Source organism: Pseudobdellovibrionaceae bacterium (assembly GCA_020635075.1).
GTDB lineage: Bacteria > Bdellovibrionota > Bdellovibrionia > Bdellovibrionales > UBA1609 > JADZEO01.
This window is the reverse complement of sequence record JACKAM010000003.1, coordinates 577,641-603,033: the sequence shown is the minus strand read 5'-3', so window position 1 is coordinate 603,033 and position 25,393 is coordinate 577,641. Positions and strand designations below refer to the sequence as shown.

The 25,393-nt window shown below is 49.4% G+C and carries 23 protein-coding genes; 21 read left to right on the top strand and 2 right to left on the bottom strand.

Features of this window, described 5'->3' with window-relative positions; translation table 11 throughout:
• Nucleotides 1-5: 5 nt before the first annotated feature.
• From H6624_17350 to H6624_17255, 20 genes are all read left to right on the top strand, one after another.
• Complete coding sequence (locus H6624_17350; GenBank protein ID MCB9086110.1) at nt 6-1,169, top strand: methionine adenosyltransferase; 1,164 nt, start codon at nt 6-8, stop codon at nt 1,167-1,169.
• Nucleotides 1,170-1,254: 85 nt separating this feature from the next.
• The gene (locus H6624_17345) at nt 1,255-1,488 is read left to right on the top strand and encodes a ribbon-helix-helix domain-containing protein (protein MCB9086109.1); all 234 of its coding nucleotides are present in this window, start codon (nt 1,255-1,257) and stop codon (nt 1,486-1,488) included.
• A gap of 10 nt (nt 1,489-1,498) precedes the next feature.
• Entirely contained in the window at nt 1,499-3,298 is a 1,800-nt protein-coding gene (gene lepA / locus H6624_17340; GenBank protein MCB9086108.1) for an elongation factor 4, read from the top strand.
• Nucleotides 3,299-3,305: 7 nt separating this feature from the next.
• Nucleotides 3,306-4,052: a signal peptidase I gene (gene lepB, locus H6624_17335; protein ID MCB9086107.1), complete on the top strand. Its 747-nt coding sequence runs from the start codon at nt 3,306-3,308 to the stop codon at nt 4,050-4,052.
• A complete protein-coding gene (gene lepB / locus H6624_17330; GenBank protein MCB9086106.1) occupies nt 4,042-4,791 on the top strand; it encodes a signal peptidase I in 750 nt (249 codons plus the stop codon). Before lepB (H6624_17335) ends, lepB (H6624_17330) begins: the two co-directional genes overlap by 11 nt.
• Before the next feature lie 12 nt (nt 4,792-4,803).
• Nucleotides 4,804-5,529 (top strand): signal peptidase I, encoded by a 726-nt coding sequence (lepB, locus tag H6624_17325; protein MCB9086105.1) that lies wholly within the window; start codon nt 4,804-4,806, stop codon nt 5,527-5,529.
• A 34-nt stretch (nt 5,530-5,563) separates the two neighbouring features.
• Entirely contained in the window at nt 5,564-6,517 is a 954-nt protein-coding gene (locus tag H6624_17320; protein ID MCB9086104.1) for an aspartate carbamoyltransferase catalytic subunit, read from the top strand.
• On the top strand, nt 6,517-7,587 hold the full coding sequence (carA, locus tag H6624_17315; protein ID MCB9086103.1) for a glutamine-hydrolyzing carbamoyl-phosphate synthase small subunit: 1,071 nt from the start codon (nt 6,517-6,519) through the stop codon (nt 7,585-7,587). The genes H6624_17320 and carA overlap by 1 nt, the downstream gene beginning before the upstream one ends.
• Nucleotides 7,584-8,246: a hypothetical protein gene (locus tag H6624_17310; protein ID MCB9086102.1), complete on the top strand. Its 663-nt coding sequence runs from the start codon at nt 7,584-7,586 to the stop codon at nt 8,244-8,246. Before carA ends, H6624_17310 begins: the two co-directional genes overlap by 4 nt.
• A 2-nt stretch (nt 8,247-8,248) precedes the next feature.
• A complete protein-coding gene (gene carB, locus H6624_17305; GenBank protein MCB9086101.1) occupies nt 8,249-11,443 on the top strand; it encodes a carbamoyl-phosphate synthase large subunit in 3,195 nt (1,064 codons plus the stop codon).
• 72 nt (nt 11,444-11,515) lie between these two features.
• Complete coding sequence (locus tag H6624_17300) at nt 11,516-12,439, top strand: ABC transporter ATP-binding protein (GenBank protein ID MCB9086100.1); 924 nt, start codon at nt 11,516-11,518, stop codon at nt 12,437-12,439.
• Nucleotides 12,436-13,203, top strand: coding sequence for an ABC transporter permease (locus H6624_17295; GenBank protein ID MCB9086099.1), 768 nt, complete (start codon nt 12,436-12,438; stop codon nt 13,201-13,203). The genes H6624_17300 and H6624_17295 overlap by 4 nt, the downstream gene beginning before the upstream one ends.
• 16 nt (nt 13,204-13,219) lie before the next feature.
• On the top strand, nt 13,220-14,008 hold the full coding sequence (locus H6624_17290) for a prepilin peptidase (protein ID MCB9086098.1): 789 nt from the start codon (nt 13,220-13,222) through the stop codon (nt 14,006-14,008).
• 85 nt (nt 14,009-14,093) lie between these two features.
• Nucleotides 14,094-15,149 (top strand): type IV pilus assembly protein PilM, encoded by a 1,056-nt coding sequence (gene pilM, locus H6624_17285; GenBank protein MCB9086097.1) that lies wholly within the window; start codon nt 14,094-14,096, stop codon nt 15,147-15,149.
• Entirely contained in the window at nt 15,146-15,742 is a 597-nt protein-coding gene (locus H6624_17280; protein ID MCB9086096.1) for a PilN domain-containing protein, read from the top strand. Before pilM ends, H6624_17280 begins: the two co-directional genes overlap by 4 nt.
• Nucleotides 15,739-16,362, top strand: coding sequence for a type 4a pilus biogenesis protein PilO (gene pilO, locus H6624_17275; protein MCB9086095.1), 624 nt, complete (start codon nt 15,739-15,741; stop codon nt 16,360-16,362). Before H6624_17280 ends, pilO begins: the two co-directional genes overlap by 4 nt.
• The gene (locus H6624_17270; protein MCB9086094.1) at nt 16,359-17,072 is read left to right on the top strand and encodes a pilus assembly protein PilP; all 714 of its coding nucleotides are present in this window, start codon (nt 16,359-16,361) and stop codon (nt 17,070-17,072) included. Before pilO ends, H6624_17270 begins: the two co-directional genes overlap by 4 nt.
• Before the next feature lie 30 nt (nt 17,073-17,102).
• Nucleotides 17,103-19,403, top strand: a complete 2,301-nt coding sequence (gene pilQ / locus H6624_17265) for a type IV pilus secretin PilQ (GenBank protein ID MCB9086093.1) — start codon at nt 17,103-17,105, stop codon at nt 19,401-19,403.
• Nucleotides 19,404-19,431: 28 nt separating this feature from the next.
• Entirely contained in the window at nt 19,432-21,465 is a 2,034-nt protein-coding gene (locus H6624_17260) for a cyclic nucleotide-binding domain-containing protein (protein MCB9086092.1), read from the top strand.
• Nucleotide 21,466: 1 nt separating this feature from the next.
• Nucleotides 21,467-21,844: a hypothetical protein gene (locus H6624_17255; protein MCB9086091.1), complete on the top strand. Its 378-nt coding sequence runs from the start codon at nt 21,467-21,469 to the stop codon at nt 21,842-21,844.
• On the opposite strand, the gene H6624_17250 is transcribed toward H6624_17255, so the two are convergent.
• On the bottom strand, nt 21,845-22,828 hold the full coding sequence (locus H6624_17250; GenBank protein ID MCB9086090.1) for a hypothetical protein: 984 nt from the start codon (nt 22,826-22,828) through the stop codon (nt 21,845-21,847).
• A gap of 115 nt (nt 22,829-22,943) precedes the next feature.
• A complete protein-coding gene (locus tag H6624_17245) occupies nt 22,944-24,401 on the bottom strand; it encodes a hypothetical protein (protein ID MCB9086089.1) in 1,458 nt (485 codons plus the stop codon).
• A gap of 115 nt (nt 24,402-24,516) precedes the next feature.
• Between H6624_17245 and H6624_17240 the strand changes: the two genes are divergently transcribed.
• A complete protein-coding gene (locus H6624_17240; protein ID MCB9086088.1) occupies nt 24,517-25,380 on the top strand; it encodes a hypothetical protein in 864 nt (287 codons plus the stop codon).
• Nucleotides 25,381-25,393 lie beyond the last annotated feature (13 nt).

Below are 25,393 nucleotides of genomic sequence, written 5' to 3'. Positions count from 1 at the left end.
TTTTCATGCAGAATTACCTGTTTACCAGTGAGTCCGTATCCGAAGGTCATCCTGATAAAATGGCTGACCAGATCAGTGACGCAATTCTTGACGCCTATTTGGCTGGAGATGCGGAAAGCCGGGTGGCCTGCGAGACCATGATCAGTACCGGATTTGTGATGTTGGCCGGTGAAGTGACCTCAAAGGTGCAGGTGGATATTCCGAAAATTGTTCGCGAAACCATTCGCGACATTGGCTATACCCGCAGTGATATGGGTTTCGACTGTGACACTTGTGCCATTCAGGTGGCCCTTGATCGTCAGAGTCCGGACATCGCCATGGGGGTGGACAAGGATGCCAGCAAGGAGCAGGGCGCTGGTGACCAGGGGATTATGTTTGGCTATGCTGTCAATGAGACAGCCGAGCTTATGCCATTGACGATTTCTCTGTCGCACAAGCTGGTTCGTGAGTTGGCCCATTTGCGCAAGTCCGGTAAAGGTGATTTTCTTCGTCCCGACAGTAAGAGCCAGGTGACTTTTGAGTATGTGGACGGTCACCCTAAGCGCATTGACAGCATTGTCCTTTCGACTCAACACAGCCCGGATGTGGAGCAGGCCCAAATCAAAGCCTTCATCCAGGATGAATTGATTCCCAAAGTGATTCCTCGTGAATGGATGGACTCTCACACCAAGCTTTATGTGAACCCGACGGGTCGCTTTGTGGTGGGTGGTCCCATGGGAGATTGTGGTTTAACGGGTCGGAAAATCATTGTTGATACCTATGGTGGTCATGGTGCTCACGGTGGAGGAGCTTTTTCAGGAAAGGACCCCTCAAAAGTGGACCGATCCGCTGCCTATGCAGCTCGCCATGTAGCAAAAAACATTGTCGCAGCTGGTTTGGCAGATAAGGTGCTGGTTCAGCTGGCCTACGCCATCGGAGTGGCCGAGCCCGTAAGTGTTATGGTCAACGATTACGGCACCGGAAAAGTGTCTCCAGAGGTTTTGGCAAAGGCCGTTCGTGCGGTGTGGAGTCTCAAACCTGCTGACATTATTTCTCAATTTGATCTCTTAAAGCCCCGCTATCGCAAAACAGCGGCCTATGGTCACTTTGGCCGTGATGAGGCTGAGTTTAGTTGGGAAAAGGTGGATCGGGTTGAGCAGCTTAAAGACGCTGTTAAAACCTTTTCTTAAATCATAGCCAAAAAACCGAGGCCTTAATCGGGGCCTCGGGCCAAATGTATTGCAACGTATGGCAAGTTCGGCTAACTACTAATCCATGCCGAAAAAAATAGCCACCACTGTCTATATCACTGAAGAACAGCAGCAACTTCTAAAAGAGTTGAATCAGCGTTCGCGGGTTCCAATTGCTGAGTTTATCCGCCAGGGAATTGATCTGATATTGTACAAGTACCAAGATCTGTTGCCAGGGCAAATCCCGTTGGAACCCTTGCCTTTAGGTCGGCCCGAGGTGGAACCAGGCACCGACAACACCTCACAATTGGACCTTTGAGAGAAACATGATTCGACCCGAGTTTATTCGCAACTTCTCGATTATTGCTCACATTGACCATGGAAAATCCACCCTGGCGGATTGCCTTCTAAAGGCGACAGGATCCCTGACTGATCGAGAATCCAAGGAGCAGTTTCTCGACAACATGGAGCTGGAACGGGAACGGGGGATTACCATCAAGGCTCAGACCGTTCGCTTAGTTTATAAGGCACAGGATGGCAACACTTACCAACTTAACCTTATCGATACTCCCGGCCACGTGGACTTCACCTATGAAGTCTCCCGCAGCTTAGCCGCCTGCGAAGGGGCCATTTTAGTGGTGGACGCGGCTCAAGGTGTGGAGGCTCAGACTCTGGCCAATGTCTATTTGGCTTTGGATCATAATCTGGAAATCATTCCTGTATTGAACAAGATCGATCTTCCGGCGGCAGATCCAGAAGGTGTTTGTCAGCAAATTGAGGATGGAATTGGATTGGATACTTCCAATGTCATTCTGGCCAGCGCCAAGGAAATGAAGGGGATTCCGGAAATACTTGAAGCCATCGTTAAGTATGTGCCTCCGCCCAAGGCCGATCGTTCCATTCCTTTGCGGGCCTTGATTTTTGATTCCTGGTTTGATTCTTACCAGGGCGTTGTAGTTCTTTGTCGAATTGTTGACGGGACCCTGAAAAAGGGTGACAGGGTTAAATTCATGGCCACTGATCGGGACTACGAGGTTCTTAAACTTGGGGTTTTCGCACCCTTCCCTCGTGATTTAGATCAGTTGGACGCGGGAGAAGTGGGATTCATTATCTGCGGAATCAAGGATATCCGCGATGTGAAGGTTGGTGACACTGTCACAGCTGCAAAAAAAGGGGCGTTGGAGCCTCTGCCTGGATTTCGCAGAATTAAGCCAATGGTTTTTGCGGGAATTTTCCCCGTCATTTCTGCGGACTATACGGACTTGAAGGATGCACTTGAAAAATTAGTTCTTAACGATTCCAGCCTCAGTTTTGAGGTGGAGTCATCGGCCGCTCTTGGATTTGGTTACCGGTGTGGGTTTTTGGGTCTTCTTCATATGGAGATCATCCAGGAACGCCTGGAGCGGGAATTTAATCTGGATCTCATTACCACGGCCCCGACAGTTATTTATCGGGTTTATATGACTGATGGAACGATGATGGAACTGGAAAACCCCTCAAAACTTCCTGATGTGGCACGAATCGAGAGAATGGAAGAGCCGATGGTGAGGGTCACGATTCATACGCCAACCGAGTATATCGGGGGGATTCTCAAGCTTTGTGAGGAAAAGCGTGGGGTTCAAAACAAGATGGAATACATCTCTGAATCAAAAGTGATCATTGATTATCGGCTACCCCTCAATGAGATGGTCATGGATTTTTACGATAAATTGAAGACCATATCCCGTGGCTACGCCTCACTCGAGTATGAGTTTGCGGATTATGAACCTGCTGATTTGGTTAAGATGGATATTCTTATTAATGGTGACCCGGTGGATGCTCTGTCGGTAATTGTGCACAGATCGAAGGCAGATTGGCGAGGACGTCAATTGGCTAAGAAGCTTAAAGAGCTGATTCCCAGGCAGCAATACCAGGTGGCCATTCAGGCGGCCATTGGAGCCAAGATTATCGCCCGGGAGACACTGGGCGCACTCAGAAAAGACGTGACAGCTAAATGTTACGGGGGAGATATTACTAGAAAGCGTAAGCTTTTGGAGCGCCAGAAAGAGGGAAAAAAGCGAATGAAGTCCATTGGACGAGTGGACGTCCCTCAGGAAGCCTTTTTGGCCATCTTGAAGGTGGAGGATTGATTTAGTTATGGGGCGGAAGTTCTGGACCGAGGGCGCGGGATCATTCATTATCGCCGTGCTTATCGCCCTGACCATACGCTGGGCCTTTATTGAAGCCTACGTGATTCCTTCTGGCAGTATGCTGCCCACTCTTCTTGTGCATGATCACATATTCGTTAACAAGATTGTCTATGGGTTGCGTCTACCTTTTACTTCCGATTGGCTCGTAAAATTTGGTGAGCCAAGTCGCGGGGATGTCCTGGTTTTTAAATATCCGGAAAAGCCAAGTATGTTTTATATCAAGCGGGTTGTCGGAACTCCTGGTGATCGGGTTTTTTATGAAAATGGTAGTTTGTTTGTTAATGAGGAATTGATTGAAAAACAAGTTCCTCAAGCATTGATTGAGGAAATGCACTGGCTTCGGGATGAGCACTTCCCGGGTGATGGACCAGGCGCCAAAGGACGATATGTTCACTGGGAAGAAAAGTTGGGTCACTCCCTGCATTCGATTTTACTAAAAACCGAAGATCAAACAAACGTGGCCTATGGACCTTATGAAGTGCCCGAAGGGCATTATTTTGTTATGGGAGACAACCGTGACAACTCCCAGGATAGCCGGTTTTGGGAGCCAGGAAAGCAATTTGTACCGAGGGAATATGTTGTGGGGCGAGCCATGTTCGTGTGGTTAAGTTGTGACAAGACACTTCCAGTGGTCTCGTTTTTGTGTAGCCCCTTCAGTCTTCGATGGGATCGATTCTTTTACGATGTCCACTGATCATCGCCCCTCCTTTATTAGATCCTTTTTAAGTTTTGCCTTAGCCATTCTTATGATTTTGACCATCCGTTGGGGGATTGCAGAGCCTTACGTTATTCCCAGCGGCAGTATGATTCCGACCCTGTTGATTCACGATCACATTTTGGTCAATAAGCTGGTATTTGGACTTCGCGTGCCATTCACCAAGAAGTGGCTAGTCCGGTTTTCCACGCCAAAACGGGGTGATGTGGTGGTTTTTAGATCTGTCGAGGACGATGGGTTTTATATGATCAAGCGGGTCGTTGGGCTGCCGGGCGACAAGGTCACTTTGGATGAAGAGGCGCACCTGCTCATTAATGGCGAGCCGGTTGAAAAAAGGGAGTTGCGGATAACGGAAGAGCAGCCGTCCTCTCAGGACCCCTACTACCGAGTCACCCCCCATGACATCGGGGGCGACTTTTCAGGCTTTAATTTTTTCGAGGAGACATTCGGGGGGCGATCCCACCGGGGAATGCTTAGCCGCAGTGGCTATCGCTGGCCGGAAGACCCTTATGAAGTACCGGAGGGGCAGATATTTCTGATGGGTGACAACCGGGACAACTCCAGGGACAGTCGCGTATGGGGAAGTCTACCTATGGATAATCTGCTGGGAAGAGCCACGATTGTGTGGTTGAGTTGTACGCAGACGATGGAAACAGCTCCATTTCTTTGTGATCCGTCCCATTTGCGCTGGAAGCGATTTTTTCACCTGATTCGCTAGACGGGAGGGTGGGTGAAGTCCCATAAAGCCGGCCACTCGGCAATTCAGGTATCACTGAAATTTCTTTTGCGTGAATATGCAGAAGCCCTGATTCTTGCGGTGTTGCTCGCCTTTATCGTTCGATCCTTCGTGGTGTCGGCTTATCGAATTCCCACCCTGGCCATGTCCCCCACTTTGTTGCCCGGCGATTTCATTTTTGCCTACAAGCTGCCATTTGGCTTCCAGTTACCGTTTAGCGGTGGCAACCGGGTGGGCGGGCATCCGCCGAACCGCGGGGAGGTGGTGATTTTTCGCTGCCCCTATGACCCATCTGTCAGCTGCATTAAACGGGTGGTTGGGCTCCCAGGTGATCGAATCCGCATACAGGGAAAACGGCTGATTCTCAATGGTAAAAAGGCCACTTATCAGACCGCAAAGGGAGCTCCCTTGTCTGGCGAGGATGGTGGGAGCCAGGGGGTGGTGGTTGAAGAGGCATGGGGCGGCTTTCGTCATCAAATTCTGATCGGAGCCGTGACCAAAACAGAAAACTACGGTCCCTTGGTGGTTCCGCCTGGCCACCTTTTTGTATTGAGCGACAATCGGGATCACGGCGAAGATTCTCGCAAGTGGGGACTCATCTCCATCAGGTCCTTGGAGGCCCGGGCGGGAGTGATTTGGCTCTCTCTGGGGTGGGAGGATTCCGAAAAGAGCCTTTTGCCAAATATGCGATGGTCGCGAGTATTGCAGGTCGTCGATTGACTGGGGAGGCAGAGCGTGGTTATAGTCTCGCCTAATGTCGTTCGCCGGAGAATCCTTTCTTAGCGTCGAAAGCCTCAATCAAGAACAAGTGAGCCTCCTTTTTTCCCGAGCCAAGACCTTCAAGGAGGAGTTCGCTAAAAAGAGGGGCTTTGACCACTTGATTCGTCCCCGGTCTGCTAGCCCGGGGCTCGTGGCTATGGTTTTTCTGGAACCCAGCACTCGCACTCGAATCAGTTTTCAAACGGCAGCCTACCGTCTCGGCCTCGATTCCTTCGTATTTGATAGTGTCTCCTCGTCCAGCCTTATCAAGGGAGAAAGTCTTCCAGATACTCTTAAAAATATTGCGGCCATGCTTCCTGATCTTATGGTGCTCCGCTATGGGAACTCCCCTGATGTGGATGCCACTCTTCCTGATTTGGGGTGTCCCATTATTAATGCCGGGAGTGGAACCACGGAACACCCGACCCAGGCTTTACTGGATGCTTTTACTATTCAGGAAGCTTTGGGTGAGCTCAGGGGCAAAAAGGTCTTGATCGTAGGGGACGTCGTCCACAGTCGCGTGGCCAATTCGAATTTGCGTTTGCTGACTGCAAGAGGAGTGGAAGTGGCCGTCTGTGGACCCAAATCCATGTTGCCTCAGGAAGAGCCGTGGGATGGGGTGAGGAAGTTCACCAACCTTAAAGAAGCGGCATCCTGGTGTGATGTCTTGATGGGGCTGAGAATCCAAACAGAACGCCATGGCGACAAAAGTGAGTCCTTTGCTCTGGCCGAGTATCGGGATAATTTTCAGGTCAAACAGGAGCATTTGAAGTTAATGGGGCCCAAGGGTCTGCTTATGCACCCCGGCCCAGTCATCCATGGAGTTGAGTTTTCACCTCAGGTGTTACAGAATCCGCAATGTTTGGTGTTGACCCAGGTGACTAATGGAATGTTTGTGCGAGCGGCCCTGATGACCCTGGTGATGGGCATGGAAGTCGAGGCGAAGTGATGGAGCGACAAGGATATTTGGTTCTGGAATCAGGGGCCGTGTTTTCGGGAACCTGGCTTGGTGGGAAGCCTCAGGCAGGGGAGGTTGTCTTCAATACCTCTCATAGTGGCTACGAAGAAATGGCTACGGACCCGTCTTATTTTTCTCAGATACTTGTGACGACCGCTCCAATGCAGGGGAACTATGGTGAATCGGACGAGGTATGGGAATCCGGAAATCTATCGATTCGCGGCTTTGTTTGTCTGGAAATTCAGAATTCGGATCGTGACATGAGTTGGAAAGAAAAGCTGATCGAAAAGGGCGTACCCGTGATGGAGGAGGTGGACACTCGTCGGTTGGTGATCCAGCTACGCGAGCAGGGAACGGTTTGGGGTGCCATGGTATCGGCAGATTCTGAGGCCGAGGCCAGGGCGCAGGCACACCCACTGATTTCGCAGGCCAAGGAAGGGGATCCCGACTGGGTGTTTCAGATGACCTGCAAAGAGGCCTATGATCTTCAAGGGGAGGTGCCGGGAGGGCCACGCCTCGCAGTTTTGGATTTTGGCTGTAAAACCAATATTTTGCGGGAACTCAGGCAGCGGTGCTCTCAGTTGCGCATCTTCCCAAGTCGAACTTCAGGCCAAGAAATCAGAGATTGGAGCCCGGATGGGATCATGCTGTCTAATGGCCCCGGCAACCCCTCTGATGTGCAAATTGCTGTGGAGACAGTGCGTGAACTCTTAGGATGGCGCTTTATTTTTGGCATCTGCATGGGGCATCAGATCCTGTCCTTGGCCTTGGGAGCTAATACCTATAAACTCAAGTTCGGTCACAGGGGAAGTAATCATCCCATTCGCGATGATCTATTAAAGACCATTTACGTGACGAGTCAGAACCACGGCTATGCGGTGGATGGTGAAACCCTTCCCGAAGGGGTGCGGGTCACCCATGTGAATTTGAATGATAACACGGTCAGCGGGATTCAGTGTGAGGCGAAAAAGTGTATGAGTGTTCAGTTTCACCCGGAGAGCCATCCGGGTCCTCACGATGCGGTTGCCCTATTTGATTATTTTGTGAAGCAGTTGGTATGAATTACGATGGTCTAATTGAAAAACTCATGCAGCATTTTTCATCGGGTGATTACGCCGGGGAAGTTAATGCAGCCAAAAAACAGTTTTTCGAAAGCGCCGGTGTTTTCGATGAGGAGTCTTCCGACTTCGAACAGAAGATGACTCAGTTTATGGATTGGTTTTTATTTTCTCGTCCATTTGGTGGTCAAGGCGTTTCCCCTATTAAATCAGTCAAGGCGGGGAGGATTTCACTGAGCTTGAATTCAGATGAGAGCACTCAGTTGGATTTGCTAGATCAGAATCGCCATTCCATATTCGAGTTCCTGAAGACGAAAAATGGCGACGTGTATATCAAAGACCTGTTTGCAAACGAAAAGTTGGTCATTAAGAACTCAGCCGTGACAATCGGCTTTGAAAGAGATCAATTATTTGAAGCTAGGCTGATTCCTTCGGCAGACACCTACATCTTTACCCAGTCGTTTTGTTTTCATCCGCCAAATGCAACCAAGTACATCCTCAAAGAAATTAAGCGTGTGCGAAAAACTAAGGATGAGGGAGAGCGTTTGAAGGAAAAGGAGATGCTCATCATGAAGCTCTTCAAGATGCGGTATAAATTTGAACAATACCGGCATGTGGACATTAAAGAAATCTATACCAACGAACCAAGATTGAGAATTTAGCCGTGGGAAAACGCCAAGACATTAGTAAGGTGGTTTTGTTAGGGAGCGGTCCGATTGTTATCGGTCAGGCTTGCGAATTTGATTACTCAGGCACTCAAGCCTGCAAGGCTTTGATGAAGGAAGGGTACGAGGTTATCCTCATCAATTCAAACCCAGCAACAATCATGACAGACCCTGAGTTGGCGACAAGAGTCTACATTGAACCTCTCAAGCTCCAGTTTGTAAAAAAAGTCCTAGAGAAGGAGCGGCCCGACGCCCTGATTCCTACTTTGGGGGGGCAGACGGCGCTCAATCTCGCTCTTGAATTGGACAAGGCGGGAGTTCTCAACGAGTTGGGGATCGAACTTTTGGGAGCAAAAGTCGAAACCATCAAGGCTGCCGAGGATCGTGAAGAGTTTCGTGCCCTTCTGGACTCAATTGGTGCCAAGTATCCCCAGAGCGAGATGGTGCGCACTTTTGAACAGGGTCTGGCGGTTGCCGATCGCATAGGTTTTCCACTCATCCTGCGTCCCAACTACACCTTGGGTGGAGGCGGCGGTGGTGTGGCCTTCTCCTTGGAGGAGTACAAAGGTAAACTCGCTACAGCCTTGCATGAGAGTCCAACTTCTGAAGTTCTTGTCGAAGAGAGCATCATGGGTTGGAAGGAGTTCGAGCTTGAGGTCATGCGTGACCGTGCCGGCACTTTTGTTGTCATCTGCTCTATTGAAAACATTGACCCTTGTGGTGTTCACACGGGTGACAGCATTACCGTGGCTCCGCAGCAGACGTTAACTGATCGTCAATACCAGGCCATGCGTGATGAAGCGAAAAAAATCATCGAAGCCGTCGGTGTGGAAACTGGGGGGGCAAATATCCAGTTTGCTGTCGACCCCAAAACAGGTGATCGTCTAGTCATTGAGATGAACCCCCGGGTCAGCCGGTCGTCAGCATTAGCCAGTAAGGCAACGGGCTTTCCCATTGCTAAAATCGCCGCGCTTCTTGCTGTAGGCTATGAGCTGGATGAAATCCGCAATGATATTACAGGTACAACGCCTTCCTGTTACGAACCAGCCCTTGATTATGTGGTCACCAAGATACCAAGATTTGCTTTTGAGAAGTTTGCCGGGTCGAAGGACGTTTTGACCACTCAGATGAAGAGTGTTGGCGAAGTGATGAGTATTGGCAGGACCCTAAAGGAGTCGCTGCACAAGGCGGTCCATTCGCTCGAAGATCATGCCGAAGGCTTTCCGGTCGTCAGTTACACGGAGGATCAGCTCACCTATCCCAATAGCAATCGTCTCTATTGTCTTTTTCAGGCGTTCAGAGATGGCATGAGAGTGGAGGAAGCCCACCATTTGACTCAAATTACTCCTTGGTTTTTGGAACAGATAAAGGAAATCTGTGATTTTGAGGAGCGTCTTCAGGAAGAGGAACTAACAGATCAACTCCTGCTGAAGGCCAAGAGACTTGGCTTTTCCGATGCAGGTATTGCCAAATGGACAGGCCGTTCCATCCAAGATGTTCGTGATTTGCGTTGGGGCAAGGGGATTACCCCCTGTTTTTTTAAAGTCGACACCTGCGCGGGTGAGTTTGCATCTTCCACACCCTATTTGTATTCCACCTACTGGAGTTGTCAGGAAGAGCGCCGGCCAAGGGATAACATAGTGGTTGTTCTCGGAAGTGGTCCAAATCGCATTGGCCAGGGAATTGAATTTGATTATAGCTGCGTCCGGAGCGTAAGGCAGCTGCAGAGGGCCGGCTGTCATGTTGTCATGATCAACTCCAACCCGGAGACTGTATCTACAGATTACGATACCTCTAACGAGCTTTATTTTGAGCCTCTCACGGAGGAGCATGTTTTAGAAGTTTTGCGCTATTTGCAGCCCCGGGGCGTGGTCTGTCAGCTTGGCGGGCAAACACCCATTTCATTGGCGCCGAGTATTGTGGCTCAGGGCTTTAACTTGTTGGGCTCCTCCCTTGAGGCGATTGATCTGGCCGAAGACAGAGGTCAGTTTGCCAAGGTTTGCCACGAACTTCAGTTCCAAATTCCTGAGTCTGGCATGGCCTCAGGATTGGATGAGGCCATGGAAATTGCTGCACGTGTTGGCTATCCTCTGATTTGTCGTCCCAGCTACGTGTTGGGTGGTCGGCGCATGGAAATTATTGAGGCTGAAGAGGAACTACAGTCTTATTTCGACCGGCACGGAGCTTACATTTCCAAGGCTATGCCCTGTTTAATGGATCAATTTCTGGAACGTGCCTTAGAGGTGGATGTGGACTTGGTGCGCGGCAAGGACTGGTCTCTCATTGGCGGAGTGATTGAACATATTGAGGCCGCTGGTGTTCATAGTGGCGACAGCATGGGAGTCCTCCCTCCCCAAAGGCTCAAACCTGACACAAGTGAACGCATTGAAAGATTGAGTCTGGCTTTAGCGGACCGTCTGGGGGTCATAGGTTTTTTGAACTTACAATTGGCGATTAAAGACGATCAAATTTTTATGCTTGAAGCTAACCCCAGATCTTCTCGGAGTGTTCCTTTTATTGCCAAAGCCAGTGCCATACCCTTGGTTGATTTGGGCGTTATGGCCATGTTGGGTTGGGACAAGAATCGGGTCAAGCCGGAGCAGTACCGGTGGAGTGAGGTGGATAAAGTCAGCGTGAAGGGTGTTGTTTTCCCCTTTAAGAAATTTGCTGAAGCCGACACCATTTTGGGTCCTGAAATGAAGTCAACTGGTGAGAGCATGGGGAGAGGCGACGATTATTCGGAAGCCCTTCTTAAGGCCTTATTTTCCAGTCAAATGACTTTTCCCATCAAGGGAGAGGTTTTCCTCTCTTTGCGCAATAAGGACAAGGCCGAGTTGGCTCCTGTCATGAGGGATTTGATTGAGATGGGCTACGATTTGTCCGCGACTGCTGGGACAGCCCAATTTATTCGTCAATTGGGATTACCTGTAACCGAAGTCAAAAAGGTGCAGGAAGGGCGTCCTCATTGCGTGGACCGAATTCGATCCGGACAGGTGGCGGTGGTGATGAATACTACGTCCGGCCGACAGTCAATTGAAACAAGTTTTGGAATCCGTCGCAGTTGCATCGACTATTCCGTTCCCTGTATTACGGAGAGTGATGCGGCCAAGGCCTTCCTGTTGGCATTGAAGAAGCACCGGACAGGTAACTTTGAGGTCGCCAGCATTCCAAAATCGAAGCTTGTTGAGTCATGAGGTTTTGTTCTAACCCAGACTTATTACCAGGAGCAAAATAGGTCTGCCCCATGCAATAAGTCTTCCCCTTCGGTGATTGATTGTCGCCTCGCCTTGTGGTCCAATTTTGATATGGCAGAAGTGGTTCGTGTCGAGGGACTTCATAAGTCCTTTAAGAAGGGATTTATTCCGCGTAAGCAAGAGGTATTACGAGGGGTGGATTTCACAGTTTCATCGGGGGTCATCACCGGGTTTTTGGGTGCGAATGGCGCCGGCAAAACCACGACCATGAAGAGCCTCCTCGGCTTAGCCTTTCCTGACCAAGGGAGCATCACCTTTTTTGGCGATAAACCCATCTCACCCGAAGTTAAACGAAGAATCGGCTTTCTGCCGGAACATCCGTACTTCTACAATTATTTGACTGGTGGTGAGTTTTTAAAATTCTATGGTGAGCTTTCAACCAAATTAAAGAGAGTAGATCTAAAGGGGCGAATCGAGGCTTTGCTGAAGAAAGTCGACCTGTGGCATGCGCGTGACAAGAAGCTCAAAGACTACTCAAAGGGGATGCTACAGAAGATTGGCGTTGCTCAGGCCTTGATTCACGATCCCGAATTTGTAATTTTGGACGAACCTATGAGTGGCCTGGATCCAGATGGTCGCTACTATTTGGCTGAAATTATTCGAGAAACTGCCAGTATGGGTAAAGCAGTATTTTTTAGCAGTCATCACCTTCTCGACGCGGAAAGGCTTTGCGCTAACTTAGTCATTTTGCGCGATGGGAGGGTCATTTACGAAGGTGAAACCGAAAAGCTCCTTTTGAGTATGGGACATCAGTCGTCTATTACCTATCTGGCGAGTGGTGAAAAGAAATCTGTTTCAGCCCCAAGTTTGGATGAAGCCCAGGTCCTGATTGATGGGCTGAGAAAGGATGGGGCAACCATTTTTGAAGTTCGTCAGGATAGGGTGAGTTTAGAAGAAGCTTTCGTCAAGATTGCCTTGCGGGGTCAGAACGCGTGAAGATCATTTGGGTTTTGGCCAAGAACACTTACCTTGAGATCATCAGAGACCGCATTCTCTACGGGCTGCTCGTTTTTGCCCTACTGCTCATTGGTCTCAGCCTTGCGCTTGGTGAGCTGAGTTTTGCTGAACAGGCGAGGATTTCAGCAAACTTTGGTTTTACTGCCATTCATTTGAGTATGGTGGCTCTGAGTATTTTTGTTGGCAGCACCCTGGTGGCAAAGGAGATGGACAAAAAAACCATTTTGACCCTCCTGGCTCGACCAATTTCCCGCCCACAGTTTTTGTTGGGCAAGTGTCTGGGCCTAACTCTGATTACCTTCACAGTTGTTCTTGGTCTGGCATTGGTGCTGGTGGGCATCTTCTTCTTCCTCGATGTACCGCTAACCGTTCAATTTGGGATTGCTTTGATCGGGGTGGTGCTGGAATCCCTGGTGCTTTTGGGTATGACGATATTTTTCGGAAGTTTTGCCAGTCCTATGATGGCAGTGACCTTTTCTATTGGTCTCTTTTTGATTGGCCATTGGCTGAACGATTTGGCTTTTTTTGCCGCTAAAAGCAAGGATGCAGGGTTCAATTTTTTCAGCGATGTGATAACGGCGGTCCTTCCCAATTTGGAGAAATTCAATTGGCGATCAGCCGTCATATACGATGAAGTCATAGGAAGGGGTGAAGTAATTGCCGCCATTGGCTACTCTGTTGGCTGGTTTGTGCTTTTTGCAGTTCTGACCTCCTGGGTTTTCCGGAGAAAAGATTTTGCTTGAGCAATTCGATCTTTGGATAGCTGTAACTGCGCTCACTTTCTTTGCATTTGGTGCCATATTTGGCAGTTTCGGCAATGTGCTTATTTACCGTGTTCCACTCAAGAAAAACGTTGCCTGGCCGGGGAGCGCATGCCCCAAGTGTTCGGCTTCCATTGCCTGGTACGACAACGTCCCAATTCTGTCGTGGCTCCTTTTGAAGGGGCGTTGTCGCAGCTGTAAGGCACCTATTTCCAAACGTTACCCTTTGGTAGAATTTCTGACCGGCCTGGCGTTTGCAGCTCTGTATTTGCGATGTGGATTTTCATGGATCCTTCTGGAGTATCTGATTTTCGCTTTTGGTTTGATTGTTGTGACTTTTATCGACTTGGATCACATGATCTTGCCCGATGTCTTCACCTGGCCCGGAATGGCCCTGGGCTTATTGGGAGGGGCAATCAATCCCGAACGAAGCTTCATGGATTCATTTTTAGGCGCAGTTTTGGGATTTGGTTTTCTCTATGCAATAGCCTACATCTATCTCGCCTTGCGGAAAGAGGAGGGAATGGGTGGCGGTGATATCAAACTGCTCGGCTGGATTGGGGCTATACTGGGCTGGAAATCCATTCCCTTCGTTATTCTAGCTTCCAGCATCATTGGGAGTGTGGTGGGAATTGTCTTTGCGATCAGGACCAAAGGCGGGCTCAAGAGCACCATACCCTTTGGACCTTATCTGGTTTTGGCTGCCTTCGCTTACATTTTCGGAGGCGAGGCCATCGGCCGCTGGTACTTGAATTTGTTTCTACCCGGGCTGCTTTCGCCACATTGACATTTCATGTCGCGTTCGATTTAATCTTTAGAGGATTAGGGTATTTACTGCGCCGAAGCATACATCTTTGAAGGGGCAGCACAGAATGTTTTTCGCGGGCAAAAAGATCATCGGGCTCGATGTTGGTACGAGTACGATCAAGCTTGCTGAAGTTGATGTCAGTCGAAAAGGGGCTAAACTGATTTCCTTTGGCCTCACGCCAACTCCACCCGGGGCTGTGATTGGTGGGGAGATCATGGACAGCCAGGCAATCGCCGAGGCCATCCGCCGGATGTTAGCTGAAGTTAAGACAAAGCGAAGGCATGTGGCCACCGGACTTTGGGGAACTGCGATTATCGTCAAAAAAATTACGATTCCCCGAATGGATGAAAATCTTGTGGCGGAACAGATTCGTTGGGAAGCCGAACAGTACATTCCCTTCGATGTGAATGAAGTAAATCTCGAGTATAAAATTCTTGAAAACGTCAATCAAAGTGCTGAAACCATGGACATTATCCTCATTGCGGCCCGCCAGGAGAATGTCTTTCGTTATGCTGAGATTGTGGAATCAGCTGGCCTCATTTGTTCCATTCTTGATGTGGGCGGTTTTGCCCTGGCAAACTGCTTTGAGAAAAACTACGGCGAAATGGAAGGGCACGTCGTTGGCCTTCTCAATATTGGCGCCAGTGTCACCAACTTTGTGGTTGTTGAAAGTGGCGAAGTTGTTTTTTGCCGGGATATCCCCGTTGGAGGGATGACCTACAACAATGAAGTGCAAAAATCCATGGGCATAAGCATGGAAGAGGCCGAGGCACTCAAAATTGCCTACTCCTCTGGTCACCCAGGCCCTGAGGAGTTGGGGCGGATTATTCAAACCACCCACGAAATTGTCTGCGATGAAATTCAGGGGAGCTTGGACTTTTTCAAGAACACCTCGTCCAGCGGTTCAATCACCCAGTGTTTTGTGACGGGCGGAGGATCAAGAACTGGCGGCTTGCTAGACAACTTGTCTCGGCACATCGGTCTTCAAGTGGAGATATTTGATCCCTTTATAAACCTTGCATACAACGACAAAGTGTTTTCTCCAGACTATATTTCCCAAATCAGGGACTTTTCGGCGGTGGCGATGGGTTTGGGAATGCGTGAGTTGGGTGATGCATGATTAAAGTTAACCTCCTGAAAAACCGGTCCATGCAAGGCGGTGGCGATACGACCTATGCCGTATCCATTGACCGGGGAGGTAACGAGGCTCAGAAAGAAGCAGTTATCAAGATCATGCTGATGGCTGTATTTGCTGTCGTTTTGGTCTTTGTTGAAAACCATAACGTGGATTCTCTAAAGGAGGAACAGCAGAGGTACATGATTCAGCTCAATGAGCTCCAGGCTGAGGTGGATAAGCTCAAGGCCGAGAATTCCAAGGTTTCTGAGCTAGAAAAGCAGTCCAAAGAGTTGGAAGACAAGATGAAGATCATGAAGCAGCTCTCCAAAACCCGACTGCGCGAGCTAAAGGCCCTCGACTATATGCAGACAATCATGCCGGAACGGGTGTGGCTGACAACGCTTACCTACCAGGATGAGAAGTTTAGCCTAAAGGGCTTTGCACTTACGGATGATGATTTGACTGATTTGATTCAGGCTCTGGATAAAAGCGTATTTTTTACTGATGTGATTTTATTGCAAGCAAAGGAACAAAACACTCCGGACGGTACCTTGAAGAACTTTGAGATTACAACAGCCATTGGAGTTGCCGAATGACTCTCGCGGATCGGATGCAGCAACTTACTTTTGGTAAAGCGCTGATGTTCGGCCTGTTGATTGCCGGACTCTATTACTCGATTGGTTATGATAGCGGAAGCGAACTTGAGGTTTCAATCGCTCAAACCAAGGAGCAAATTCAGGATAAGCAAACGGAGATTAAGGGACTGGAAAGACAGATTGAGCGAATCAAGACCATGCAAAAAGTCATGGGTGTATTGGGTACGGAGTTTGACTCCTTTCTCTCTTACATTCCAGAGAAAATGAGTATGCCCGATCTAATGAAGATCATCTCCACCGAAGCCAAGGCTGCTGGAGTGGGCATTAACGGTATTGGTGAAGTGACCAGCAATATGGCGTCTCGTGCGACATCTGAAGAAGGGCAGTTCTACGAGGAGATGATCGTTGAGGTGGAGTTGGTGGGGACTTATGCTCAGCTCCTCTTGTTTCTTTCCTACCTGACCAAGCTGGATAAGATCCTGTCGATTTCCCAGCTCTCAATGGTTAGCTCCGCCAAGATTGGCGACCGTGAGTCTCCGATGATCACTTTCAAGTGTTTGATTAAGGGTTTCCGTTATCTACCGGCCCAGGAGGCAACAACTGAGGGGCAGCCACAATGACGTTAAAAGAGCTTAAGACCTTGGGTGCTTATTTGGGGGTTGGTTTAGTCAGCATCGCCTTGGCCTTTTTCGTTGCCACCCAATTTGTAACACCGTCCAGCTCGCAAACTCCCGAACCTCCACCAGCCCCTGAAGTTGAAATTCAAATGCCTCCGCCCGCCCAAGGTGAGGTCACGGTAGATGCTCCGGCGGCACCACCTCCTTCAGAAGGTGGTGTGGAAAATCCGGTTGAGGGAGCCATGCCCCCTCCAATGCCTGAAGGCGAACTTCCTCCACCAGCTGAAGGGGCTCAGCCTGGCGAGGGTGGAATTCCTGATTCGATTGACGGTGTACCAATTCCCAAATTTACGGATTTCCAGACTTTCCTGGAGCCTTTCATTTATGACCCCAAAAACCGTAAAGATCCCTTCAAGCCTTATGTCGAGGTTGAACCGGTGGATCAGGGCGAACTTCAAGGTCCATTGTTGCCTTTGCAGCGATTTGACCTGAATGAAATTCGTCTTGTAGGTATAATCTGGGAGGTGAGGGAGCCGAAGGCAATGTTTTTGGATCCCACCAATACGGTGCATATCATTGGCAAGAATGAACGTATTGGTCGAAACAATGGATACATTGCAGTTATTCGTGAGGGCGAAGTTGTAGTTGTTGAGGCGACTCGTAAGGAAGATGAAGTCATCTATACGACAACGGTTATGAAGATTTCCCGGTAACCGGAAGGTACGCAACTAGGAGTATCAAGGATGATGCAGATTAAATTTAAACACCTATTTCTCGTTTTTTTGCTGCTGGGTTTTACGGCTTGTACCAGCGTTGAGCCGGATCAGGGTGGCGATGATCTCGCTGAGCTTGATGCTGGGGCTGGTGATGAAGGGGGCGTCGACGACGTGGATGATGCCGGCGGCGATGAGATGGGTGACGAGTTTGCCGACGAGGCCGATGTTGCCGACTTGGGCGGTGATGATGCCGCAGGTGGAGATGAGGATGCCTTTGCCGGCGGGGACGATATGGCCGGTGATGAATTCACTGATGACGAATTTGCCGAGCCTGATATGGAGACCGCTGATGCTGGCCAGGAGCCCATGGAAGAGGACGGGCTGGGCACTGAAGACCCTCTGGCTGAGTCAGAGCCTTTCCCGGAACCCATGGAAGAGACCCAGGACGTGGCCTCTGAACCCTTGCCAATGGAGCCGGGGGGGGGTGTTGAGGACTTTGCTGAGCCCGCCGCGGGAGGCGTGGCAGGAAACGAAGTTACAGATATTAAGTATTTGGCCAACCAGGCTGGCGGAACTGTGGTTATCGAGACTTCAGGAAAAGCCAATTACCGAACAAGATTAAACGAAGACAGTAACCAGTTTGTTATTGAGATTGCAGGAGCCAACCTCCCTAGGCGCCTGAAGCGTCCATATATTATGAAGGAATTTGAAAGCGAGTTTGCAGCCATCAACGCTTATCAGAACTCCGGCTCCTCGACCGCAAGGATTGTCGTGCAGATGCGAAATCCTGGTCGGGCCCTTGTTCAACAGGAGGGGAACTCGATTCTTGTGTTGCCACCAACGCAGGAAAATATGGCAGCTTTTGTTGATGATGCCCAGCCGGAAGAGATTGTCGAGGAGACTGATTTACAGGCCGCTGTCGAAGAGGATGATTCGGAACCATCTTATAATGTGGCAGAGGCAGAAAAAGATGAAAAGGTGTTGGGTTCGCGAACCCTGGATGAGTTCTTGATGGGGAACAACAAGTTCTATGGCCGCAAGCTGTCTATTCAAACCAAGGATGCCGATGTTCGTGATGCATTGAATTTCATCGCCGAGTATTCGGGAATCAACATGATCATCAGTGATGATGTTGGTGGATCCATTTCCCTGAAACTTCGTGAAGTCCCTTGGGATCAGGCTTTGATCACCATCATGAGGGCAAAACGGTTGGGGTATATTCGCCAGGGGAATGTTATCCGCATTTCAACTCTTGGAACCTTGCAGGCTGAGGCCGACTCGGCTCGGGCGATTATTGAATCTCAGAAGTCTTTGATACCCATTCGCGTGAAGGTTCTTCCTGTCAGCTATGCTGTAGTTGAAGAGTTGGCAGGCCAGTTAAGACCCTTTTTATCTGAAGGACGGGGTAGAATCGCTGCCGATCCACGCACAAGTTCATTGATTATTACCGACACCGACGAGGTGCTCAACCGGATCACTCGCTTGGTCAAAAACCTTGATATTCCGCCAATGCAGGTGATGATCGAGGGCAAGATTGTTGAGGCGACCGAGGCATTCCAGAGAAGCGTGGGCGTCAACTGGAGCTTTGACGGTGAGCCCGTTACTTTGAGCGACTCCGGTGGTGCCAATGGTGGCCCTCTGGACTTGCGCACCACATTCAGTGTGAACCCGGTGAGTCGGGATTCCTTGCGAGGGAATCCATTCGCTCTTAGCCTGACAGTTGGTAGGTTGGACTTCCTGGGTGAGTTGGGTGCGATTCTTTCTCTAGCTGAAACTGAGAATTCCGCTAAAGTACTTTCCTCGCCAAGAATTGTAACTTTGAACAAGCAGGCTGCGGAAATCACACAGGAAGGTCAGGTGTTGACGAAGTCGACTGTCACCGAGCAGGGTGGAACATCTAAGACCCAGGTTGAAAGAACACCTGTGACGCTGAATTTAAAGGTTACCCCGCAGATTACGGCAGTGGGCAGTGTAATTTTGGACGTCGATGTTAAACGTCAGTTCGCCGGCGGTGTGGTCGATACAGAGTCTTTGGCTCGGGCGATCAATACTCGTCAGGCAAAGACCAAGGTTCTTGTCGACAATGGACAAACTGCCGTCATTGGTGGCGTCTACCAGAGCGACAACACCCAGTCTGAATCGGGAGTTCCAGTCCTCAAGGATCTTCCCGTATTGGGCTGGCTGTTCAAAGCTCGCGGCCGTGATTTTCAAAAGAATGAACTCCTCATCTTCCTCACCCCTAGAATCATCAACTTCGGTGATAAAGGTGGGGGAGGTGACGGCATGGAGACCTCGTCCCTTGTAGATGTATTGGAAGGCGCGGGATAATCAGCAAACACAAACTGGGATAGCGATAATGATTCTTGAACAGACCTCTCCGGAGCTGGTCTCAGGAAAACTCATTGCTGATGGTCAGAGACTGGCCTTTGAGTCTGATTCTGGACTGGAGCAGGTGGTTTTACCGAATCGATTTAGAGATATCATTGAGCTGATCGACGGGAAACGAACCGTCCGTCAAATTGTCTCTGATCTTTACGCCAAAACCCGGCGGGCTCGTTTTAAGGATGTGTTTGAGTGTCTTGATCGCCTGGCAAAGGCTGGGGTAATTAAAAACCTCGACTCACTCAACTTGCGTAACCCGGGCAAAGACAACGTCTATGAGCAAAAGCTACCAGGTATCTCGAAGGTATTTTGGCAAATACCCCTTGGAGGCATTTTCACTCTTTCAAAGACCTACCCCATTGTATTTAATCTGGCTGCGGTTGTGATCCTCTTTTTGGGGCTACACAGCCTGGTAGTTTCGTCCAACGTGACCTATTTGAACGTATTTTTGAAAATTAAAGAATCTTACGTTCTCGGGTTGGTCTACTTCTTTCTCTGTAACTCAATCCTGATTTCTCTTAAAAGTGTTCTACAGTTCTTTATGTTGATTCTGGCCACAGGCAGGGTCTATGGCCTCAGGTTGCAGGTGAACTTTTTTTCAGTGTCCTTGAGAGTTGATAGTTCATCCATTTACACGACCAAGGCGAGATGGTTTGGCTTGCTCTTTTGTCTAGCGAGTATCAGTTCCTACTTTTTTTGGGTCTTTGTTTACAGTAAGCTCTTTGCTAACAAAATGATGCTCGATCAGTTGTATGTAATGGCAACTCTTTTGACTCTTGTGGATTTGGATCCCTTTAGTAAGTCCGATGCAAGTCGAATCTTCAATATCTTTTTTGAGGAAGAAAACATGAACCATCTTCTTCCTTATTTGCGCAAGAAGGCCCTCCTGGCAGTCACGCATCGGTCCTCTAATGCGAAGCGAGAGTTCTTTCTAATTCTTTACTCCACGCTAGCTATCGTATGGTTGTTTTTCTGTTTTAGTCTCTCCCTCAATGTCTTCGACCAGTTACTTCCCAATTTAGCCTCGGCTATTGTGAACTCTTCCGGACCGGAAAAGGTAGCAAGTCTCGTCATTGTTTTGTGCTTTGTTCTCGTAAATCTCTATTTACTCACCGATATTCTCCGGCTCATCGGCACAACCATTTACCAGCCTCTATTTAAGGTTTTGCGCACTGATGAGGGGGGATCATTTGGAAGAAAGTTCGAAGTTGGCTCCAAGGAAGGGATCGCTTCAGAGTTGAGGAAAATTGCCCTGTTTGAGAGTTTAGATGAGACCTACTTGAATAAGCTGGTCGAACACGGCAAGGTTCTGCGCTATAAAAGAAACTCCAAAATCATAGTTCAGGGTCTGGAAGGCAAATCCATGTATGTTTTGCTGAGCGGATCGGTGGAAGTGGTTAAGAACCATGAAAGCGGTGCCGAGGAACACGTTGCCCAGTTGGGGCCGGGTTCCGTCTTTGGGGAAATGGCCCTATTGACCGGAGCGCTTCGTAACGCTGACGTCTTGGCTTGCGATGGTGCCACAGTGTTTGAAATTCAAAAGCGGGACTTCGCTCAACTTCTCAGAGAAGACGGGCATGCCCGGTTATTGGAAAAAATTGAACTCAATCAGTATGTTTCATCCTCAGAGCTTTTTCGCGGACTGCCGGCGGAAACCATGCACTTGTTCACCAGAGAAGGTGAAATCCTCCGTTTTGAAAGTGGCAAAACTCTCTTCAGCCAAGGGGATGTGACCGATGGATTTTACCTATTGCTTAGGGGGAGGGTCTCTGTTCGCATTGATGGAGGTGAAGTGGCGCAGATCGAACAGGGTGGGTTTTTTGGTGAAATGGCGCTGATAATGAATGCCCCCAGAAATGCGACCGTAGTCGCCTCAGAACCAATCGTGGCTCTAAGAATCAGTGAGTCTCTATTTTGGAAAGTTCTTTCGGAAAATCTCAATCTCGCCCTATTTATTGAGTCGGTCGCTGAGCTTAGATTTGAAGAAGATAAAATGAGGAGTGCCTGAAGTGTTCGGACTATTTAAACCCTTGCCACTTGTTGCCGCGCTTGCTGGAGGTGGCGCGATGAGCCCCGAGATTAAGGCTAAGATCGCTAAGATTACCAACTATACGAAGGTGGTCGCGGTACAAACCGAAGTGAATAATATCGCTAAAATCATCTACCTCGACACGATAGATCAAACCCAGCCCAGGGAAAGTGAATTCCCAGATTATGTCCGCCGTAATATGAAATTAAAAAAGGGAGTTCAGAGGGATCTGGCCAAGGATCTTTTTGGTACTCCCTATCGGTACAAGTTAGAGCGCCGGACGTTTACTGTTACCAGCGCTGGACCAGATCTTCGTTTTGGCACCAAGGACGACATTTATTCGGGCTACGATTTTTAGTTAATTTCGATCAAAAAAGTCGAGAATGACGTCGGTGGCAATGACTGTGCTGCCACTAGAATAGTGCCAGGGGCCGGTATGGCTTCCTTGATCGACGGTACATAGTGTGACTTCGCTCTTGGCAGAGCAGTCTTTCGCCTGTTCACAGAGCCAATTGCCCTTGTCGACAAGGACCTCAGTTTTTTCGGGACAGGCGTTTAAGTCAGCCCACCTTTCAGTGGCTTCAACCGCCCCAGGGCCGAGACTACTGCCTTCATACTTGACCAAGGTATCGTCGGTTCCATGCAGATGAAGGATGGAGACAGGCCTTTTAGGTAAACAATTGGCAACACCTATGGTTCCTGCGATAGGTGCGGCAGCGGCAATGAGCTCACTGGCCTCACAGGCAAGGCGGTAGCTCATAAAACCACCATTGGACAGTCCGGTGACGTAAATTCGAGAAGGATCAATGCAAAGCTCCTTGCTCAGAGTTGTAACGAGAGTACGGAAAAAGTCCACATCGTCGCCATCGCGGTTTCCACAACATGTCCCCGCATTCCAGGAGTTGTTGAGTCCATCGGGGTGGGCCGTAATGTAGCCGCGGGCATTGGCAAGTTTGTTCATGTTTAGGTTACGTTCATGTTGCAAGCCATTACCGCCTAGGCCATGAAAGCTAACAATCAGGGGGCTTCCCTTTTCAGAAGAATAAGTGGAGGGGATAGAAACCTGTGTCTTTCTCTCGGATCCTAGATGAGAGAAGGTCACGCTGTAGACGCCGGACTTCGATTTCAATCCGGCACAGAGTGTGCCCGAGGTAGGGGGAGGGAGAGTCGGTTCCGGTCTCGGCGTTACAGATGGGGGTTCTTCCGTTGAAGGTGGGGTCTCTCCAGGCAATTGGCCCTGTCCTTGGCGAAGTCTTTCCTTAAACTCTTGCCATTCACCATTGCATCCTGAAAACCAGGTTACAATTGTGATCCATAAGATGATTTCTGCTGCCTGTTTCATAACCCCTCCACTTGTGTGTTTTGCTCAACACCAGGCTACAAGCGGGGCCTCGATGGCGGAACTGACGATTTTGAACACTATCAATAATATGTGTAGTTCCAATAACTTGTGGATGCTAGCCGGCGATTCGATACTTGGTTTTGGTGCCTGAACCCAGGCGAATGATCTTGTTGTGATCCTGTGCCCAATTGATCAATCGATTCATCGTCGCATGGGAAACACCAAGTTTGACTCTCGCCTCCCGAGAGGTGAATTCCTTGGTTTCAACAATGCTTTTTAGTTGGCGCATTTCGAGTTCTTTGCCCTCTAGAGGTAGTGGGTCGGCAGGAACGCGAACCCCATAGTCGGCACCAACACTGAGCTGGTAGGCACCATGGCTCTCCAGAACTTCGATTGGTACTTCCCGGTCGAGCAAAGACTCTCGGAGCCTCTTGACCGCCTGGTGAACTCGATCGACGGAGGTGGCCGGGTTGAAGTATTCGTCGGGGAATAAAACGGCAAAGGCCTGACCTACGCGCAAGGGCCGATACCAATCTCGATAGATTGCGACAAACAGACGATGGAGAACTTGCCCGGCGCGAAGCTCCCAAGTGCCGTCCCGTTCTCTCGCTGTTTCCAAATCAAACACCCTGTTTGGTGTACTTGACTGTTTGCCAGGTGTATAGACGAAGTGGCTTGGTGGGGATTGCATGTTGGCTAATCTAAGGACCCTCTCTCTATAGGAGGGATAGGGAGTGCCATAGTAAAGATGTTCAAAGACCCGCAGGTCTTTGCTAGTGACGACAATGTGAAAGTCACAATCGCGTGCAGTTTCCCAATGGCGGTCCCTTAAAGCTTTCGTTTTCACTGAGTGAAGATTCGACAGTGCTTTTGGGTTTTGATGGGCTTTTAATACGGCTTGCCACTTGTCGATAAATAAAGAATTGACCGAGGAGTCGCTACCGAGAAACTCCTTCGCCTGCTCAAGGTACTGCTCGGCTTCTCGCCATTTCTTTTGAGAGATGGCCATTTGGGCAGCAAGCTCCAGGGAATTCCCATACAGGAGGCGAAGGTTCTGGTCTTTGGTGGTTTTGCCAATCTCCCTTAGGAGTTGCTCCGCAGTCTCAATTTGATCGGTAATAATGCTGGCAGCGAGGAGATTCACTTTGCCAACGATCCTCTGATAGGGAGTCGTTAGAGGACTGGCAGTGAATTCCAGCAAAAGGGGAATCGTACTGGCATAGTCCCAAGAGGACATGTGGCAGAAGGACATGTAGAGCAGAGCGAGAGGATGGGTCTTGGCATCCATGGTTTTAAGAATCTCGTAGGCCTCGTCAGCTGCACCTATCTTCTGCAGGCTGATGGCGTATTCCAATCGCTCAGCGGCACTGGCAACGATAAAAGTTCCCGGCTCTGAGCGAACGTAGGGATTAAGCACACGCAGGGCAAGTCGATAAAGGCCGATTCTCCATGCAATATTAGCAATCTGCGAGAGGTGCTTTCTGGGTGCTTTGGAAAGAGAAACCCTGGAAAATTGTGTGCGAACAACTCCAAAATGGCCGGCCCGCAGGTTCTCTTCCATGTAACGTATCAATTTGATCCAATCCTGGGATTCCATCTGTTCAATTATATCAGCCGTTCTCGCGGTCCATAAGAATTATAATGAGAGTGTCGCAACAAGAAGCGTGGGCGCTTCGGGAGTGATTTGAGTGAAACGGACTTGGCTCTTCTTGACTTTATTGATTGGCATTCTACCTTGCCTTTTTGGCTGTGATGAGTTGCAGACCAAAGATTTGGGATCAAAGGATTCTGGCCTGGAAAGCAAGTATGCTTCGGGCAATGGTGACGGCTACTCTGGAAAGGTCGAGCGTGTTTATTTGGCTCACAATGCAGATAGCTTGTGCCCCATTAGTCAGAAGGGTGAGCTTGAACCTAACTCCATCATGCGAGTCATCCGTGGCAAAGCCTTTCTTACAAGAGAGAATTGCCGCGAGATTAGCCCGCGCGAAGTTGATACCAGTGTGATTGAGCATTCCGGACACAACTCGTCAGTGGTCTCTATGGGGCGCGAGATATTCGACGAACAGCTAAGTCCCAAATCTGACCTTCCCAACCGCTATGTCGAAGTGGTCTGCCGAGGTCTTGACTACAAACGGGGTGCTGATTCCCATACTCTCATCGACGTAGTTATTCGTACCAACGATGCCTTTCTTCAAGCACAGGCTCAGCAGGGATCGACAGGCGAAATTCCTCAGTACTGGGCTGACATTGTCCTAAGTCAAAAGGAGGGACCTCCTCCGCCTAGTCGCGAGCCTTTTTCAGACAAGGAGTACAGCCAACGCGCCATTCGCTCTTATCCTATTCATAAGGAATCGGGTCTTGACGGGCACGATATTTATTGGCGCCCCATTGAGGGCGTCACCAACGGCAACCGCCGCAGGTCCAATTTCCTTCTCCATGTATATCCCCAGGACAGGGATCGGGATAACCGAGTTTTGGGAGTCTTCCAGGCCTACGTCGATAGGGAGTTTTTTCTTCCCCCTATTGAGTGCCACTTAAACCCCAAATTCTAAGCGGTCGTTTCAG

Bases quoted from the DNA above. Each gene is read 5' to 3' on its own strand.
- H6624_17350 (MCB9086110.1), top strand. From the start codon at position 6: ATGCAGAATTACCTGTTTACCAGTGAGTCCGTATCCGAAGGTCATCCT.
- H6624_17345 (MCB9086109.1), top strand. From the start codon at position 1,255: ATGCCGAAAAAAATAGCCACCACTGTCTATATCACTGAAGAACAGCAG.
- lepB (MCB9086107.1), top strand. From the start codon at position 3,306: ATGGGGCGGAAGTTCTGGACCGAGGGCGCGGGATCATTCATTATCGCC.
- lepB (MCB9086106.1), top strand. From the start codon at position 4,042: ATGTCCACTGATCATCGCCCCTCCTTTATTAGATCCTTTTTAAGTTTT.
- H6624_17320 (MCB9086104.1), top strand. From the start codon at position 5,564: ATGTCGTTCGCCGGAGAATCCTTTCTTAGCGTCGAAAGCCTCAATCAA.
- carA (MCB9086103.1), top strand. From the start codon at position 6,517: ATGGAGCGACAAGGATATTTGGTTCTGGAATCAGGGGCCGTGTTTTCG.
- H6624_17310 (MCB9086102.1), top strand. From the start codon at position 7,584: ATGAATTACGATGGTCTAATTGAAAAACTCATGCAGCATTTTTCATCG.
- pilM (MCB9086097.1), top strand. From the start codon at position 14,094: ATGTTTTTCGCGGGCAAAAAGATCATCGGGCTCGATGTTGGTACGAGT.
- H6624_17280 (MCB9086096.1), top strand. From the start codon at position 15,146: ATGATTAAAGTTAACCTCCTGAAAAACCGGTCCATGCAAGGCGGTGGC.
- pilO (MCB9086095.1), top strand. From the start codon at position 15,739: ATGACTCTCGCGGATCGGATGCAGCAACTTACTTTTGGTAAAGCGCTG.
- H6624_17270 (MCB9086094.1), top strand. From the start codon at position 16,359: ATGACGTTAAAAGAGCTTAAGACCTTGGGTGCTTATTTGGGGGTTGGT.
- pilQ (MCB9086093.1), top strand. From the start codon at position 17,103: ATGATGCAGATTAAATTTAAACACCTATTTCTCGTTTTTTTGCTGCTG.
- H6624_17260 (MCB9086092.1), top strand. From the start codon at position 19,432: ATGATTCTTGAACAGACCTCTCCGGAGCTGGTCTCAGGAAAACTCATT.
- H6624_17250 (MCB9086090.1), bottom strand. From the start codon at position 22,828: ATGAAACAGGCAGCAGAAATCATCTTATGGATCACAATTGTAACCTGG.